The sequence below is a fragment of the Ensifer canadensis genome, from assembly GCF_017488845.2.
Lineage (GTDB): Bacteria > Pseudomonadota > Alphaproteobacteria > Rhizobiales > Rhizobiaceae > Ensifer > Ensifer canadensis.
Window position 1 is genome coordinate 1,796,522 of sequence record NZ_CP083371.1, and the last position, 15,979, is coordinate 1,812,500.

At 57.6% G+C, this 15,979-nt stretch carries 6 protein-coding genes, 1 tRNA gene, 2 rRNA genes and 2 pseudogenes (1 of these 11 only partly in view); 5 read left to right on the forward strand and 6 right to left on the reverse strand.

The features are described from left to right. The first annotated feature begins 179 nt into the window (after positions 1 to 179). The 4 genes from J3R84_RS27970 to J3R84_RS27985 all read left to right on the forward strand — a co-directional run bounded on the left by J3R84_RS27970 (position 180) and on the right by J3R84_RS27985 (position 10,154). On the forward strand, positions 180 to 2,630 hold the full coding sequence (locus tag J3R84_RS27970) for a phosphoketolase family protein (RefSeq protein WP_082571840.1): 2,451 nt from the start codon (positions 180 to 182) through the stop codon (positions 2,628 to 2,630). Positions 2,631 to 2,725: 95 nt separating this feature from the next. Continuing rightward, positions 2,726 to 6,595 (forward strand): GH36-type glycosyl hydrolase domain-containing protein, encoded by a 3,870-nt coding sequence (locus J3R84_RS27975; RefSeq protein WP_203530097.1) that lies wholly within the window; start codon positions 2,726 to 2,728, stop codon positions 6,593 to 6,595. 4 nt (positions 6,596 to 6,599) lie between these two features. Next, complete coding sequence (locus J3R84_RS27980) at positions 6,600 to 7,916, forward strand: glucoamylase family protein (RefSeq protein ID WP_203530098.1); 1,317 nt, start codon at positions 6,600 to 6,602, stop codon at positions 7,914 to 7,916. Positions 7,917 to 8,465: 549 nt separating this feature from the next. After that, complete coding sequence (locus J3R84_RS27985) at positions 8,466 to 10,154, forward strand: ABC transporter ATP-binding protein/permease (protein ID WP_203530099.1); 1,689 nt, start codon at positions 8,466 to 8,468, stop codon at positions 10,152 to 10,154. 249 nt (positions 10,155 to 10,403) lie between these two features. On the opposite strand, the pseudogene J3R84_RS27990 reads toward J3R84_RS27985, so the two are convergent. Then, positions 10,404 to 10,809: pseudogene (locus J3R84_RS27990) on the reverse strand (transposase); the annotation flags it as partial. A 49-nt stretch (positions 10,810 to 10,858) separates the two neighbouring features. After that, positions 10,859 to 10,979 (reverse strand): annotated as a pseudogene (locus tag J3R84_RS27995) (IS5/IS1182 family transposase); the annotation flags it as partial. A 110-nt stretch (positions 10,980 to 11,089) separates the two neighbouring features. On the opposite strand from J3R84_RS27995, the gene J3R84_RS28000 reads away from it, so the two are divergent. After that, a protein-coding gene (locus tag J3R84_RS28000; protein WP_435526091.1) for an IS3 family transposase occupies positions 11,090 to 12,258 on the forward strand; the annotation gives its coding sequence in 2 pieces (ribosomal slippage) (positions 11,090 to 11,339 and positions 11,339 to 12,258; 1,170 coding nt in all). Here the strand turns inward: J3R84_RS28000 and J3R84_RS28005 are convergent. From J3R84_RS28005 to J3R84_RS28020, 4 genes are all read right to left on the reverse strand, one after another. Next, entirely contained in the window at positions 12,233 to 13,432 is a 1,200-nt protein-coding gene (locus J3R84_RS28005; RefSeq protein ID WP_203530186.1) for an IS256 family transposase, read from the reverse strand. The two genes, J3R84_RS28000 and J3R84_RS28005, sit on opposite strands and share 26 nt — an antisense overlap. A 246-nt stretch (positions 13,433 to 13,678) precedes the next feature. Then, a tRNA-Met gene (locus J3R84_RS28010) sits at positions 13,679 to 13,755 on the reverse strand. A 296-nt stretch (positions 13,756 to 14,051) separates the two neighbouring features. After that, positions 14,052 to 14,166, reverse strand: a 5S ribosomal RNA gene (rrf, locus tag J3R84_RS28015). A gap of 210 nt (positions 14,167 to 14,376) precedes the next feature. Next, positions 14,377 to 15,979, reverse strand: a 23S ribosomal RNA gene (locus J3R84_RS28020) (it continues 1,193 nt past the right edge of the window).

A 15,979-nucleotide genomic window follows, 5' to 3' on the forward strand; every position in this document is an offset into this window, starting at 1 on the left:
CGTCGATCCGCACCGACTTTTGACGACAGCGCCGTCGTCGTTGCGTATGCGTCAGGCGAAATGCATTTGGCGTTTTCGCCGGACCGAGGCACTGCCTGTTTCCAATCGGGCTTGAAGCAGGCTCTGTCTGCATAAAAACGACTTCGCGACAATAAATCCGACTTCATAGGGAGACTTCGATGGCTTCGCATGAGACGGAAATGACCGGAAAAAATCAACCAACGAACCCACCTCTTTCAACGGAAGATCTTCGACTAATCGACGCTTACTGGCGGGCATCCAATTACCTGTCGGTAGGCCAGATATACTTGCTCGACAATCCGCTCCTGCGAGAACCGCTAAAACGCGAGCACATCAAACCACGCCTGCTCGGGCACTGGGGAACTTCTCCCGGCCTGAACATGCTCTACGTCCACCTGAACCGGGTGATCAAACGCGATAATCTCGACATGATCTACGTGATCGGCCCTGGCCACGGGGGGCCGTCCCTGGTCGCGCACGCCTATCTGGAAGGGACCTACAGCGAATTCTATCCGAATATCAGCCAGGACAGGGAGGGTATGCAACGGCTCTTCAAGCAGTTCAGCTTTCCCGGTGGCATTCCAAGTCACGTCGCACCTGAAACTCCGGGCAGTATCCACGAGGGCGGCGAACTGGGGTACGCTCTTAGCCATGCTTACGGGGCGGCATTCGACAATCCGGAGCTGATCGTTGCCTGTGTCGTGGGCGACGGCGAGGCGGAGACCGGCCCGTTGGCGACGGGGTGGCAGAGCAACAAATTTCTCAACCCGGCGCGCGATGGCTGCGTCCTGCCGATCCTTCACCTCAACGGGTACAAGATCGCCAACCCATGCTTTCTAGCTCGCATTCCCGAGGATGAACTGCGAAAATTCTTCGAAGGAATGGGCTATGAACCCTATTTCGTTGAGGGCCATAGCCCGGAGAACGTCCACCAACAACTGGCCGGCACGCTCGACACCATCGTGGCCAGGATCAAGCACATCTGGGCTGATGCGCGCACCAACGGCAATCTAAAGCGCCCGGCCTGGCCAATGATCGTCTTTCGCACGCCGAAGGGATGGACGTGTCCGAAAGAAATCGATGGCAAGAAATGCGAGGATTACTGGCGGGCACACCAAGTGCCGATGGGCGAGATGGATAAGCCAGAACATATCCGCATTCTCGAACAGTGGATGAAGAACTACCATCCTGAGGATCTGTTCGATGAAACGGGCAGGTTACTGCCCGAAATCGCTGCGTTGGCTCCGGCGGGCAACCGTCGAATGAGTGACAATCCGCATGCCAATGGCGGCCTGCGGCTTCGCAGCCTGAAGCTGCCTGCCTTCAGGGATTATGCCGTGGATGTTCCAAGCCCCGGTGCGACGACCGTTGAATCAGCGCGGGTGATGGGCAAATTCCTCCGCGACGTCATGAAGGCCAACATGGACAGCCAGAACTTCCGCCTGTTCAGCCCGGACGAAAACAATTCGAACCGATGGCAGGACGTGCTTGAGGTGACCGATCGCTGCTACATGGCCGAGATTTATGAGGACGACGATCATTTGTCGCCAGACGGTCGCGTCATGGAGGTCCTGAGCGAACATCAGTGCCAAGGGTGGCTGGAAGGCTACCTTCTCACCGGCCGCCATGGCTTCTTCTCCTGCTATGAAGCCTTCATCCATATAATAGACTCGATGTTCAACCAGCATGCCAAGTGGCTTAAAATCTGCAACGAGATCCCTTGGCGCAGGCCAATCGCTTCATTGAACTACTTTTTGAGTTCTCATGTCTGGCGACAGGACCACAACGGCTTCAGCCATCAGGATCCGGGTTTCATCGACCACGTCGTGAACAAGAAGGCCGACGTGATCCGGGTCTACCTTCCGCCGGACGCCAACACGCTTCTGTCGGTGACAGATCACTGCCTGCGAAGCCGCAACTACGTCAACGTCGTGATTGCTGGAAAGCAGCCTTCACCGCAATGGCTTACGATGCCCGAGGCGGTCAGGCATTGCAGCATGGGCGTGAGCATCTGGGACTGGGCCAGCAATGACAGGGGAAGCGAGCCCGATGTCGTAATGGCCTGCTGCGGTGACGTTCCTACCCTCGAGACGCTGGCGGCAGTCCAATTGATGCGCGAGCACCTGCCCGAGTTGAAGATACGTGTCGTCAACGTCGTGAACTTGATGAAGCTTCAGCCTCCCGAAGAACACCCGCACGGCTTGTCAGACGGGGACTTCGACGCGCTCTTTACCAGAGACAAGCCGATCATCTTCGCCTTCCACGGCTATCCATGGCTGATCCACCGGCTCACCTACAGGAGGGCCAACCATGGAAACCTGCATGTGCGCGGATACAAGGAGGAAGGAACGACGACAACCCCGTTCGATATGGTTGTCCTCAACGAGCTCGATCGCTTTCACCTCGTCGGCGATGTCATCGACAGACTTCCTCAGTTGGGTGCACGCGCCGCGTACTTTAAACAGGCCATTCAGGCGAAGCTCATTGAGCACCGTGAGTACATTCAGGAGCATGGCGACGACATGCCCTCGATCGTCGGATGGAAATGGGGCACGCAGCCACAACCTGACGTGACCCGGAAAACCTCGACTGAGGGAGACAATCTATGATGGGCCGGCGAAATGACCGGAAGTTCCGGCAGAGTTTTGCCGCACCACGATAGAACACTGCAATACCCGACGCATCTTGAAACGAGAATAGCGGCATGGGTTCGATCACTGGAAAGAGTTCATCGGCAGCTATCGGCACTCCGATCGATGGCCGTGCCGTGGCGTTGCTTTCCAACGGCGCGTACAGCGTCCTGCTGACATCCGCGGGTGCGGGTTATGGATCCTGGCGGGACATTGACGTCACTCGTTGGAGAGAGGACGGGACGCGCGATTGTTGGGGACAGTTCTGTTATGTTCGCGATCTCACGGACAAGAGCTACTTCTCCGCAGGCAAACAACCGGCTTTTCGCCTGGAGAATACCTACGAACACTCTTTTCGAGGCGATCGCGCTGAGTTCCGATGCTGCGCCGGAGACATCGTCGTTGCATGGTCAGTCTGCGTGGCGCCCGACAGCAACGCGGAGGTGAGACTGTTCGATGTTACTAATCAGGGTACCAAGCCCAGAGACCTGGAACTGACCAGCTACGCGGAAATCTGCCTGAACAATCGTCGCGCGGATTCGGCCCACCCCGCATTTGCCAAGCTCTTCATTGAGACCCGGTTCGATGCCAAAACCGGCGCATTATTTGCGCGCCGTCGCCCGCGTAGTCCCGAAGACGCGCCGCTCTGGGCAGTCCACGTTTCCGCCCTGAGTACGACAGCACTCGGCCCTCTTAAATTCGAGACAGATCGGCGAAGATTTTTGGGGAGAGGCCGCACGACGGCAAACCCGTTGGCTTTGTCTGACGAGGCAGCGCAACTCTCAGGAACGACGGGACCCGTGCTGGATCCGATCTTCTGTTTGAGACGGCGTGTCCGTGTCCCACCGGGCAGCACCGTACGCGTCGCATTCACAACCGGTGCTGCCGATAGCGCCGCTACGGCGATGGCAATCGCCGAGCGATACTCGAGTATCAGCGAAGCCGAAAACGCATTTTTGCAAGTCGGGGTGGCCCTCGATCAAACGTCTGTTGATCCGGACGTGACCGAAGGTGAGATAGATGTCGCTTACAGTCTGATAAACAACATCGTGTTTGCCAACCCGTCTGCCCGTCCGTCGGGCGCCGTTCTGGCGAAGCCGATGAGCAGAACCGCGCTGACGTCCAGGGGAATTCATAGCGATCCGCCGATCGTCGTCGTAACGCTTGAGGAAAACAGCGATGGCGCGTTGTTGGACGAAGTGCTGCGCGCGCACAGATTCATTTCGCGTCGAGGGCTCCGGTTCAATCTTGTTCTTGTCGATGGTCGTGATGCGCAAGCGTGTCTAGAACTGGCGGCGGCTCTCGCCGGACCACAGGCAGAGTTCCTTGGAAAGCCAGGTGGAATACATCTCGTGCCTGCGGCCACACTTTCAGAAATGGAAACAACCACCCTCGCCGCCGCGGCACGTGTCAGTCTTTCGAGCGGCAATGGCTCTCTGGGCGACCAACTCAAGAGCGGTCGGCGAATAGCGATATCGCACGAAGCATCACCCATAATCCGCCGCGCATCGATCCAGCGGTTCACCGAGGCGGACACGAACCTGCAGCATTGGAATGGTTTCGGTGGCTTCAGCGCTGACGGACGCGAATACGTCATCCACGTGAATGGCGCGAAAAAACAGACGCCGATGCCGTGGTGCAATGTGATCGCCAACCCGGAATTCGGCTGCCTGACCAGCGAGAGCGGCCTTGGCTACACCTGGGCAGGAAACAGCCAGCTAAATCGCCTGACGCCGTGGTCAAACGATCCGATTTCAGACCCGCCGGGCGAAGTCATCTATTTGCGTGACGAGGACAGCGCTGAGTATTGGACGCCGACGCCATTGCCATTGGGTGCCGGGGAAACCGCTACGGTCCGGCATGGACCAGGGTACAGCTGCTATGAGAGCGACATTGGGTCCCTGCATCAGGAATTGACGGTGCATGTCTCCTCCAAGGATCCCGTCAAGATCATTCGGCTTGAACTTCGAAACGGCGGCGATCGACCACGCCGACTGACGGCGACATACTACGTGGAATGGGTGCTTGGCTCGCTGCGTGAAGACGCAATCACGCACGTCCTGTGCGAACACGATCCTCGTTCCGGGGCAATTATCGCGAGAAATGCGTGGGAGGGGTGGTTTTCCGACAAACTTGCATTTGCAGGTGCGAACAGACCAATGCGTTCGGCTACCTGCAGTCGCTCGCAGTTCCTTGGCGCGCTCGGCTCGATAACCCGACCAGCATGGCTGGCGGACCAAACTCAGGAAGACGATCTCCATTCGCCCTGTGATCCGTGCGCCGCATTGACGGTGGAAGTCTTGATCGCGCCGAATGAAAGTTCGCAGGTCGTCTTTGTTCTTGGACAGGGCGACAGTCTCGATCAGGTTCGAGCTCTCATGGGGGATTATTGTCGACCGAGACGGGCGCAAGATGATCTGGATATCGCATCGCGTAAGTGGGCCGACATTCTTGAAACGATAGCAGTCAGGACGCCTGATAACCGTTTCGATCTAATGATGAACCACTGGCTGCTGTATCAGGTCCTTTCCTGTCGTGTTTGGGCACGCTCGGCATTCTATCAGTCCGGAGGCGCCTACGGCTTTCGTGATCAACTCCAAGACGTGATGGCTCTGGTATACGCTGCTCCGAGCGAAACACGTTTGCAGATTTTGCGTGCGTCCTCTCGTCAGTTCTGGGAGGGAGACGTCCAGCATTGGTGGCATCCTCCATCGGGTGTGGGCGTGCGCACCCGGATGACCGACGATCTCTACTTCCTCCCACTCGTGGCTCATCACTACGTTTCGACGACGGGCGATGCCAGTGTGCTGGACGAGGTGGTACCGTACATCACATCGCCGGTGCTCAACGATGATGAACACGAAGCATACGGCGAGCCCGGCGTCAGCGAGAAGGTGGGCACCGTCTATGATCATTGTCTTCGCGCATTACACCATGGGTTCCGTCTCGGTCGCCACGGGTTACCGCTCATGGGGACAGGCGACTGGAACGACGGAATGAATCGGGTCGGCTCTGACGGCAAGGGTGAGAGTGTCTGGAACGGATGGTTCTTCCTGACGGTGCTGAACGCCTTCTCCGAAATTGCAGATGAACGCGATGACGACGTAAACGCGTCATGGTGCAGGGAAAGCGCCGAACAGTTGCGAATGGCCCTGGAGGCCAATGCATGGGACGGAGGATGGTATCGACGCGCCTATTTCGATGACGGTACTCCACTTGGCTCCTCCCGGAACGACGAGTGTCAGATCGATGCCATTCCGCAGGCATGGGCGGTCATCTCAGGCGTTGCCAACGAAGAGCGCGCTTCAAAGGCAATGTCGGCGGTCTGGGATCGGCTCGTTCGCGCAGACGACAAGCTCATCCAATTGTTTGATCCGCCATTCGACAAGGGAAAGCTGCAGCCAGGTTATATAAAAGGTTACGTCCCCGGAATACGGGAAAATGGAGGCCAGTATACGCATGCCGCAGCATGGGTGGTGCTCGCGACCGCATTGCGCGGCGACGGCGACCGCGCCTTTTGGCTTTGGAACTTGATCAACCCGATTACTCATGGCCTGTCGGAAGAAGACGTCCAACGCTACATGGTCGAACCCTATGTCGTCAGCGCAGATGTCTACGGCGCAGCCCCGCATACCGGACGCGGTGGCTGGACCTGGTACACAGGATCCGCCGCTTGGCTCTATCGTGTCGGGCTCGAAGCTCTTTTGGGCATTCGACGCGAGGGGCAGCATCTGTCGATCGATCCGTGCATCCCCAAGAGCTGGCCCGGTTACGAACTTGATTTCAGGCTCGGATCGGCCACGTATCGCCTCAAGGTGGATAACGCAGCGGGCACAGGCCGAGGTGTACGCGCGCTGGTGATGGACGGCAGGCAGTTCACTGGCGGAAAGGTGCCGTTTGTCGACGACGGTCGTGTCCACGACGTCCAAGTCGCCCTTGGATAACGATATGTCCGAGCCGCTGTCGACCGATCCGGAACTTCACCGAATGCCGAGCGAGCAGGATCTCGGTCGGCTGCAGTTTACGACGCTCCTTTACTACCTGCATTGCACTAACCCGGACAACGGGTTGGTGCGAGACAAGACAGCGCCCGACGCCCCAGCAAGCATAGCTGCGGTTGGCATGGCGCTCGCGACAATTCCAGTCGTGGTGGAACGCGGGATCATCATCCGCCAGTTCGCTGCAAAGATCGCCCGACGTCGGTTAGAATTCCTGTTGTCGTGCCCGCAGGGCCAGGAGCCGGACGCCTCGGGTTACAAGGGCTTCTTCTACCACTTTCTCGACATCGAGAGCGGCCGTCGGGTGTGGCAATGTGAACTCTCCACGATCGACTCGGCGTTTCTTTTCGCCGGGGCACTCACTGTGGGAGCCTACTTTGACGGCGCCGACGCAGACGAGGTTGAAGTTCGCCGCCTGGCTAAAGCGCTTTACGAGCGAGCCGACTGGGGTTGGGCTTGCGATCACGGGCTCACGCTCACGCACGGTTGGAGGCCAGAGAGCGGTTTTATCCCTTATCGTTGGCGCGGATACGACGAGGGCCTCCTGCTCTACATCCTCGGACTTGGCTCGCCCACATACCCGTTACCTTCGGAATCTTATGCCGCCTACACCGAGAGTTATGAATGGCGAAACATCTACGGCCGAGAGCTACTCTATTCAGGCCCACTTTTCACTCATCAGCTGTCACACATGTGGATCGATTTTCGGGGCATTCGCGACGATTTCATGCGGGATCATAACAGCGACTACTTTCTAAACAGCCGCAGCGCCACCTTTGTCCATCAGGAATACGCGATGCGCAACCCGAAGAACTATGCAGGCTACGGAGAGCATTGTTGGGGTTTTACGGCGAGCGACGGTCCAGGTTGGGTGACAAAAAGTGTGAATGGGATTGAGCGTGAATTTTACGACTACATAGCGCGCGGCGCCCCCTTTGGGCCGGACGACGGGACGGTATGTCCTTGGGTAGTGGTGGCTTCGCTACCATTTGCACCCGAGATCGTCGTTCCTACCGTGAGACATTTCGCGCAAATGGAACTAGGGATGACCCGTCTCTATGGATTTAAACCGTCCTTCAATTCGTCGTTTATCGAGGGAAAGCCGACCGAGCCGTGGGTCAGTCCATTTCACTTCGGCATCGATCAGGGTCCTGTCGTGCTCATGATCGAAAATTTCAGGACCGGCCTGATCTGGAATATCATGCGACAGTGTCAACCCATTGTCAGGGGTCTGCGTAAAGCAGGTTTCTCGGGAGGATGGTTGTAGAATGTTGGCGCCCCGTTGCTTTCGGCGAGGCATTTCTGACAGCCGAGCGCAAGTGTGGCCCGCCCTTCGCCCCGCTGTCGGCGCGTTGAAACTTGCAGCTCGCCTCGACGTGGCTGGCATTCGCCGCCGAGTGCAGCATATCGCGTCCGCTATGCGCCGCTGCGACTACTGTACACCGCGAAACACGCTGGCTGATCCGGATGGTGCTGCCGCTGGATCTGCTCGGCGAAGACAGCGCCCAAACCCATGACGACGGCCCTATTGCCTCGGTGAAAAAAAGCGGGCTGACGGCACATCGCAAGACGACGGCGCCACGTTGCTCAAGCGATGCCGTGTCAGGCGGTCATCGAAGGTGGGTTGAAGATCCACGGGAAAAATGGGTCCGCAAGGCTTGTGCAACGACATCGAGGTCGAGTGCGTGAAGGCAGAGAATGCATGACCATCGATCATCCGGGTTGGCGCCGGACGTTTTCGCTACCTGGCTGTTGCGGTCGCCAACCGGGAGCTTCTTGACGGTATCGGCCCGTTTGAGCGGGCAAGGGGACGGATATGGAACAGCAGCAAATTCCGTTCAAGGTAACCGTAGCTAGCTTCATACGCACCATAAGGATTTTTGTGGGCTCCGAGGTCGGGCTCAAAGCAAAGCTCATGTTCGGCGGCCTGATAATGCTGCTATGCGGGCTAAGCGCTCTTAACGTTGTGAACAACTACGTCGGACGAAACTTCATGACTGCCATCGCCGAACGCCAGATGGCCGAGTTCATACGGCAGGCGATTTTTTACATCGCTGTTTTCGCCGTTCTCACCGTCGTCGGTGTCCTTGCCCGATTTGCCGAAGAACGACTGGCGTTGCTCTGGCGCGATTTCCTTACCCGCCGCATTGTCAATCTCTATCTGGATGACGAGACTTACTATCGTCTGGACGTCTCCGGGAGACTTACTCATCCGGACCAGCGAATAGCCGATGACGTGCGCGCGTTCACCGTCACCACACTCTCTTTCGTCATTATGCTGTTCAGCAGCACGCTCACCGTGGTGACCTTTTCCGGCGTGCTGTGGACGATCAGCCCGCTGCTTTTTGGCGTGGCTGTCCTTTATGCGGCGTGCGGCTCGTACATGACGATCGCCCTGGGGCGGCCCCTAATTTCTCTGAACTACGATCGGCTCGATAAGGAGGCCACCTTCCGGTCTGGACTCATTCACGTTCGCGAAAACGCTGAGTCCATCATGCTAACGCGTGGTGAGAAGCGACAGAAAGTAAGGGTGCTGCATAGGCTTGACGATCTGATCGCAAACATACGCCGCATTACTGCCGTCAACCGCAACCTGGGATTCTTTACCGGCGGCTACAACTGGATGATTCAAATCGTGCCGGACTTAATCATCGCGCCGGCATTCATAAGAGGAGACATTGAGTTCGGTGTCGTCACCCAGTCCGGGGCAGCGTTCGCTATGCTTGTTGGCGCGTTCTCGTTGATTGTCCGACAGTTTAATTCGATCTCGAATTTTGCGGCCGTGGTCTCTCGTCTGAGCTCTCTGCATGAGGAGATCTCAAGGTCCCATGAAATAGAATCGGGAATCGAGTTCTTTGAACGGGACGGGCCTCTGATGTGCGAAGGGCTGACTTTAGCCTCAACGACGGACGCAGAGTCCCCTCTTCTGAGGGACTTGACGGTATCGATTCCGGTCGGGATCCGGGTATTGATAACTGGCTCCAGCCACGAACCAGGTGCGGCGTTGTTCAGGGCGATGGCTCAGATTCCGACCCCGGGTACCGGGCGCATCGTTCGCCCCGCTGGCACCCTCTTTCTATCGCAACGGCCATACCTGCCATCCGGTCCCCTTCGTGACGTATTGATCACCCCTGAAAAAGAAGGCGAAATCTCGGATCACCTCTTGCTCAGCACGTTGCATCACCTTGGGCTCGAACGGGTCGCGAACCAAGTGGGCGGGCTAGATGCCGAGCGCGATTGGGAAAAGGAACTGTCCCTGAGAGAACAGCAGCTTTTAGGCCTTGCGAATATTCTTCTCTCAGCGCCGCGCTTCGTCGTCCTGGATCAAGCTGAGATGACATTGGGGCCTGCTTTGCTCGAAAAGATAATGCATCTGCTGTCCGAGCGTTCGATCACCTGCATCCACTTCGGAAGAGCCGAAGGTGATCGTGCATCATATCAAGCCGTCCTCGAGTACGGTGTCGATGGTCAGTGGACATGGTCAATTGGTGAACACGCTTCCTAGCGAACCACAGTGCCGCGCGAGCACACTGTCCCCACCAGCGCACGAACAGCACAGTACGCGCGGCATCAGACGCAGCAAGTCGCCGCGAACCGATGCATAATTGCGCCCGATTCGCTTGCTTCGGGGCACTTTGCGATCGTGGACCCTGTCGGTCGTGCGATCCTCTTGCCTCTCTTCGCTTGTCTCGCCACCAACGACAGGGCAATCTGCGCCAGCATCCTAGGGACGAGATCGATCGGATCATTCCCCTCACCTCCCCGCCCTGACCAGCGACCTTGCGATATCAATTATGTGGTCTCTCGCTGCTGTCGGATCATCCTTGGACCATGCGACACCGAGCCCGATCCTGAAGTCGACGCCCTCGTAGGCGATGCGATCGTAGGCATGTTGTGCTTGCGATGCCGGCGCGGCGGAATGACCGGTTCGCGGCCTTGATCGAGGATGAGGTCATGCAGGCTGTCTGCATCATAAGCGCAAGCGGCAAGCACCTGTTTGGCCGGCAATCCACCCATCAGGTCGCAGGCGCAGCCATGTCGTTCTGTTGTCCGGGGCCAAGGCGGAAGCGAACGGGTAGCCCGAGCGCATCGGCTACAGCGTGGATCTTGCCGCCAAAGCCGCCTCGGGAGCGACCGAGGGCATGGGCTTCAATGTTGCCAGCAGGCTAGCGGCGACGGGGGCGTCGCCCCGCCGACCCGGAGTTACTTCAAGCGCGATGGACGGCGGCAACCATCGACAACAGCATGGATTTTTGTCGATCTGCCCCCTCGCGAGCGACCGATTGCCTGCGCATCTGCCCCCTTTTCCTCCGGCTGCCGATCGATGCGCTGAAGAATATTCAATGGTTTGATTAGGTTTTGACGCTAGGGCTGCTGACCTGAGACCCTGAACTTCCTCCAAATTTTGGTAGAGTCCGTCACATTGAGGAGACGGACGGAATGAAGCGTGCACGGTTCACGGAACAGCAGATCATCGGGATACTGAACGAGCAGGAGAGTGGCCAGAAGACGGCCGATGTCTGCCGCAGGCATGGGATATCGGAGGCAACCTTTTACAAATACAAGGCGAAGTATGGCGGCATGGATGTTTCCGACGCCAGGAAGCTAAAGGCTTTGGAAGATGAGAATGCCAAGCTGAAGAAACTGCTCGCCGAAGCAATGCTGGACAACGCGATCCTGAAGGACGTCGCATCAAAAAAATGGTGACGCCCGATGTGAAGCGAGATGCGGTGGCTCATGTCTGCAAGGAGCATGGTGTGAGCCAGCGTCGGGCGTGCGAGGTTTTGTCCATTGACCGGTCGAGCATGCGATATCGCAGTATTCGGCCTGATGACGCCCATATCCGGGATGCCATGAAGAAGGTAGCGTCAGAGCGCCGCCGTTTCGGCTATCGGCGCATCCACGTGATGTTGGATCGGCAGGGTATCGTCATGAACCTGAAGAAGCTCAGGCGGCTCTATCGGGAAGAGAAGCTGACCGTCCGCAAACGCGGCGGGCGCAAGCGTGCCCTGGGAACCAGGCGGTCGTTGGCATTGCCATCGCGTCCCAATGAGCGCTGGAGCCTGGACTTCGTTAGCGACGCCTTCACCGATGGTCGCCGCTTCCGCGTCCTGGCCGTTGTCGACGACTTCACCCGTGAGTGCTTGGCGCTAGTCGCCGACACGTCACTCTCAGGGCTGCGGCTTGCTCGGGAGTTGGATACGATCATCGCACGGCGCGGAAAGCCAAGGACCATTGTCTCTGACAATGGCACGGAAATGACCAGCATGGCCGTTCTCAAGTGGTGCCAGGGCACACACGTCGAATGGCATTACATCGCACCTGGCAAGCCGATGCAGAACGGTTTCGTTGAAAGCTTCAATGGCAGCTTCCGCGACGAATGCCTCAACGAAACCCTCTTCTCATCGCTGACACAGGCGCGGACGGACATCACAGCGTGGAAGGAGGACTACAACCGAAACAGACCACACTCATCGCTCGGAAATATCACACCCAGCGAATTCGCAATGAAAATGGATCATGTCCCAAGGAGTGGTGTAGCTTCGGCGATCGCCGTGCTTTCCGGACGGAGCCGGGAATGGGTCAGCTTGCCGCAGCGGGCAGGCTGATGAGCGGATCATCGCTCATTGCGGCGATGGTCTCAAGGGTCAGGTATCTGGAGCGCTGGACAGCCCACTCGTCGTTCTGTTCGAGCAGCAATGCGCCGACGAGGCGGACGATGGCGTCATCGTTGGGGAAGATGCCGACGACCTCGGTGCGCCGCTTGATCTCGCCATTGAGGCGCTCGATTGGGTTGGTGCTGTGAAGCTTGGTCCAGTGCTGCTTGGGAAAGGTCATATAGGCGAGCACGTCTTCTTCAGCGGTGTCCATGAGTTGGGCGAGCTTCGGCACTTTCGGCCTGATCTGGTCGGCGACGTTGCGCCACTGAGTGCTTGCGGTCTCCGGCGTATCCTGGGCGAAGGCCGTGGCGATGAAGGCGGAGACCACTCGTCGGCCGCTCTTTCCGGCATGGGCCAGCGCGTTTCTCATGAAGTGAACCCTGCACCTCTGCCAGGTGGCCGATAGAACCTTGGAGACGGCGGCCTTGATCCCTTCATGGGCATCGGAGACGACGAGCTTGACGCCTCTGAGACCCCGTCGCGTCAGTTTGCGCAGAAAATCCGTCCAGATCGGCTCGGCCTCGGACGTGCCAATCTCCATGCCCAAGACCTCGCGCCGTCCGTCGGTGTTGACGCCGACGGCGATGATGACGGCAACCGAGACGATGCGGCCACCGCGACGAACCTTCAGATAGGTGGCGTCGATCCACAGATACGGCCAGTCGCCTTCAATGGGGCGGCTGAGGAACGCCTTCACCTTGTCGTCGATCTCCTCGCACAGCCTCGAGACCTGGCTCTTGGAGATGCCGCTCATACCCATCGCCTTGACCAGGTCGTCGACGGAGCGGGTCGAAACGCCCTGGATATAGGCTTCCTGAATTACGGCCGTCAGAGCCTTCTCGGCCATGCGACGCGGCTCGAGAAAGCTTGGGAAATAGGTGCCGGTACGAAGCTTCGGGATGCGCAGTTCCACGGTCCCGGCCCGTGTTTCCCAGTCGCGCTCGCGGTAGCCGTTACGTTGGGCAAGCCGAAAGGCGTTCTTCTCGCCATAGGCCGCGCCCGTCTTCGCCCCGACCTCCAGCTCCATCAGCTTCTCGGCAGCAAAGCCGATCATCTCCCGCAGCAAATCCACATCCGCGCTCTTCTCAACAAGCGAGCGCAGGTTCATCATCTCGTCGGTCATCGGTGATCTTTCCATCAGGTTGAGCTTGAACAACCCGACCCTACCGGAAAAACACTGATGGCCGCCTTCCTGTTACACCACCTCACGGGACACGATCGTTTACGCATCTCGCCTTCATTTGCCCTTGAAGGTCCGTGTTTTCCTGGACTTTGTTTTGGGCGAGTTTGGCGGTTAGTTGCGTTTGAGTTATCTCCGAACACCAAAAAGCCCGCGGACGTTTAAGTCTCGCGGGCTTTTTGTTTGATTTGGTTGCGGGGGCAGGATTTGAACCTGCGGCCTTCAGGTTATGAGCCTGACGAGCTACCGGGCTGCTCCACCCCGCGCCATCTCGGTAAACCGCTATGCGGTTTATCCGGTGCGTAAACCGCTGTGCGGTTTATCGCGGTTGCGTAACCGCTTTAGCGGTTATGCTTTAATCCGGTTCGGGTTTTGCGAAGCAAAATCCCGTTTGTTACTGCGAGTTTAACCAAGCAAAAAGGCCGCTTGTAGGCGGCCCTTGCGTTTCGGCTTGGCCGAGCGTTTGTTCAGAGAAGATTTTCGGTTTGTTTTCGCCGCTGCCTTGTCCTTCTCGGCTATGCCTCGAAGGGGAGCGGCGGTTTTTTTATCTTGCGTTTTGCAGACCTGGCAGCGACCTACTCTCCCGCGTCTTAAGACGAAGTACCATCGGCGCTGGGGCGTTTCACGGCCGTGTTCGGAATGGGAACGGGTGCAGCCACCCCGCCAGAACCACCAGGTCGGCAAAGCGCAAGATTTGCCCTTAGCTGGGGCAAACCGAATGAGAAGCTGGCTGAAGTTTTCACTTCACTTGTTTTGAACACGTCTTTTGCGCTTATCCGGATAATTCCAGCAGCCGGCAGAGCCGAGCCGCCGGTTGTCCGGCGCGCCGTCCGCAGCGCCTTTGGCGCGTGAGGACTGCTCATCAATGATGAGCATGAGCAATGGGAACGATCAAGCCAATCGAACGATTAGTACTGGTAAGCTTCATGCGTTGCCGCACTTCCACACCCAGCCTATCAACGTGGTAGTCTTCCACGGTTCTCAAGGGAATACTCGTTTTCAGGTTGGTTTCCCGCTTAGATGCCTTCAGCGGTTATCCATTCCATATATAGCTACCCTGCTATGCCCTTGGCAGGACAACAGGTCCACCAGAGATATGTCCATCCCGGTCCTCTCGTACTAGGGACAGATCCTGTCAATATTCCTACACCCACGGCAGATAGGGACCGAACTGTCTCACGACGTTCTGAACCCAGCTCACGTACCGCTTTAATTGGCGAACAGCCAAACCCTTGGGACCTGCTCCAGCCCCAGGATGCGATGAGCCGACATCGAGGTGCCAAACAACCCCGTCGATATGGACTCTTGGGGGTCATCAGCCTGTTATCCCCGGCGTACCTTTTATCCGTTGAGCGATGGCCCTTCCACGCGGGACCACCGGATCACTATGACCGACTTTCGTCTCTGCTCGACTTGTCAGTCTCGCAGTCAGGCGGGCTTATGCCATTGCACTCGACGACCGATTTCCGACCGGTCTGAGCCCACCATCGCGCGCCTCCGTTACTCTTTCGGAGGCGACCGCCCCAGTCAAACTACCCACCATACACTGTCCCGGATCCGGATAACGGACCGCGGTTAGACATCCATGACGATAAGGGTGGTATTTCAAGGATGGCTCCACAAGAACTGGCGTCCCTGCTTCAAAGCCTACCACCTATCCTACACATGCCGACACGAATGCCAGTGTAAAGCTATAGTAAAGGTGCACGGGGTCTTTCCGTCTGACCGCAGGAACCCCGCATCTTCACGGGGAATTCAATTTCACTGAGTCTATGCTGGAGACAGCGGGGAAGTCGTTACGCCATTCGTGCAGGTCGGAACTTACCCGACAAGGAATTTCGCTACCTTAGGACCGTTATAGTTACGGCCGCCGTTTACTGGGGCTTCGATTCAGAGCTTGCACCCCTCCTCTTAACCTTCCAGCACCGGGCAGGCGTCAGACCCTATACGTCGTCTTGCGACTTCGCAGAGCCCTGTGTTTTTGATAAACAGTCGCTACCCCCTGGTCTGTGCCACCCTTTCTGACTTGCGTCAAAAAGGGTCACGCTTCTTCCGAAGTTACGCGTGCAATTTGCCGAGTTCCTTCAGCATAGTTCTCTCAAGCGCCTTGGTATACTCTACCTGACCACCTGTGTCGGTTTCGGGTACGGTCTATACGGTGGAGCTATTTCCTGGAACCGCGTCCCTGCACACCCAATCCAATAAGAATGTACAAGTTAAGCAATCCGTCACTACCACCAGGCCCACGAATATTAACGTGGTTCCCATCGACTACGCGTGTCCGCCTCGTCTTAGGGGCCGGCTAACCCTGCTCAGATTAACTTTAAGCAGGAACCCTTGGTCTTTCGGCGAGAGGGTCTCTCACCCTCTTTATCGTTACTCATGTCAACATTCGCACTTCCGATACCTCCAGGACCCCTCACAGGTATCCCTTCACAGGCTTACGGAACGCTCCGCTACCACACGTCTTGCGACGTATCCTCAGCTTCG

Coding starts and splice junctions, on each gene's coding strand:
- J3R84_RS27970 (WP_082571840.1), top strand. CDS start 180: ATGGCTTCGCATGAGACGGAAATGACCGGAAAAAATCAACCAACGAAC.
- J3R84_RS27975 (WP_203530097.1), top strand. CDS start 2,726: ATGGGTTCGATCACTGGAAAGAGTTCATCGGCAGCTATCGGCACTCCG.
- J3R84_RS27980 (WP_203530098.1), top strand. CDS start 6,600: ATGTCCGAGCCGCTGTCGACCGATCCGGAACTTCACCGAATGCCGAGC.
- J3R84_RS27985 (WP_203530099.1), top strand. CDS start 8,466: ATGGAACAGCAGCAAATTCCGTTCAAGGTAACCGTAGCTAGCTTCATA.
- J3R84_RS28005 (WP_203530186.1), bottom strand. CDS start 13,432: ATGACCGACGAGATGATGAACCTGCGCTCGCTTGTTGAGAAGAGCGCG.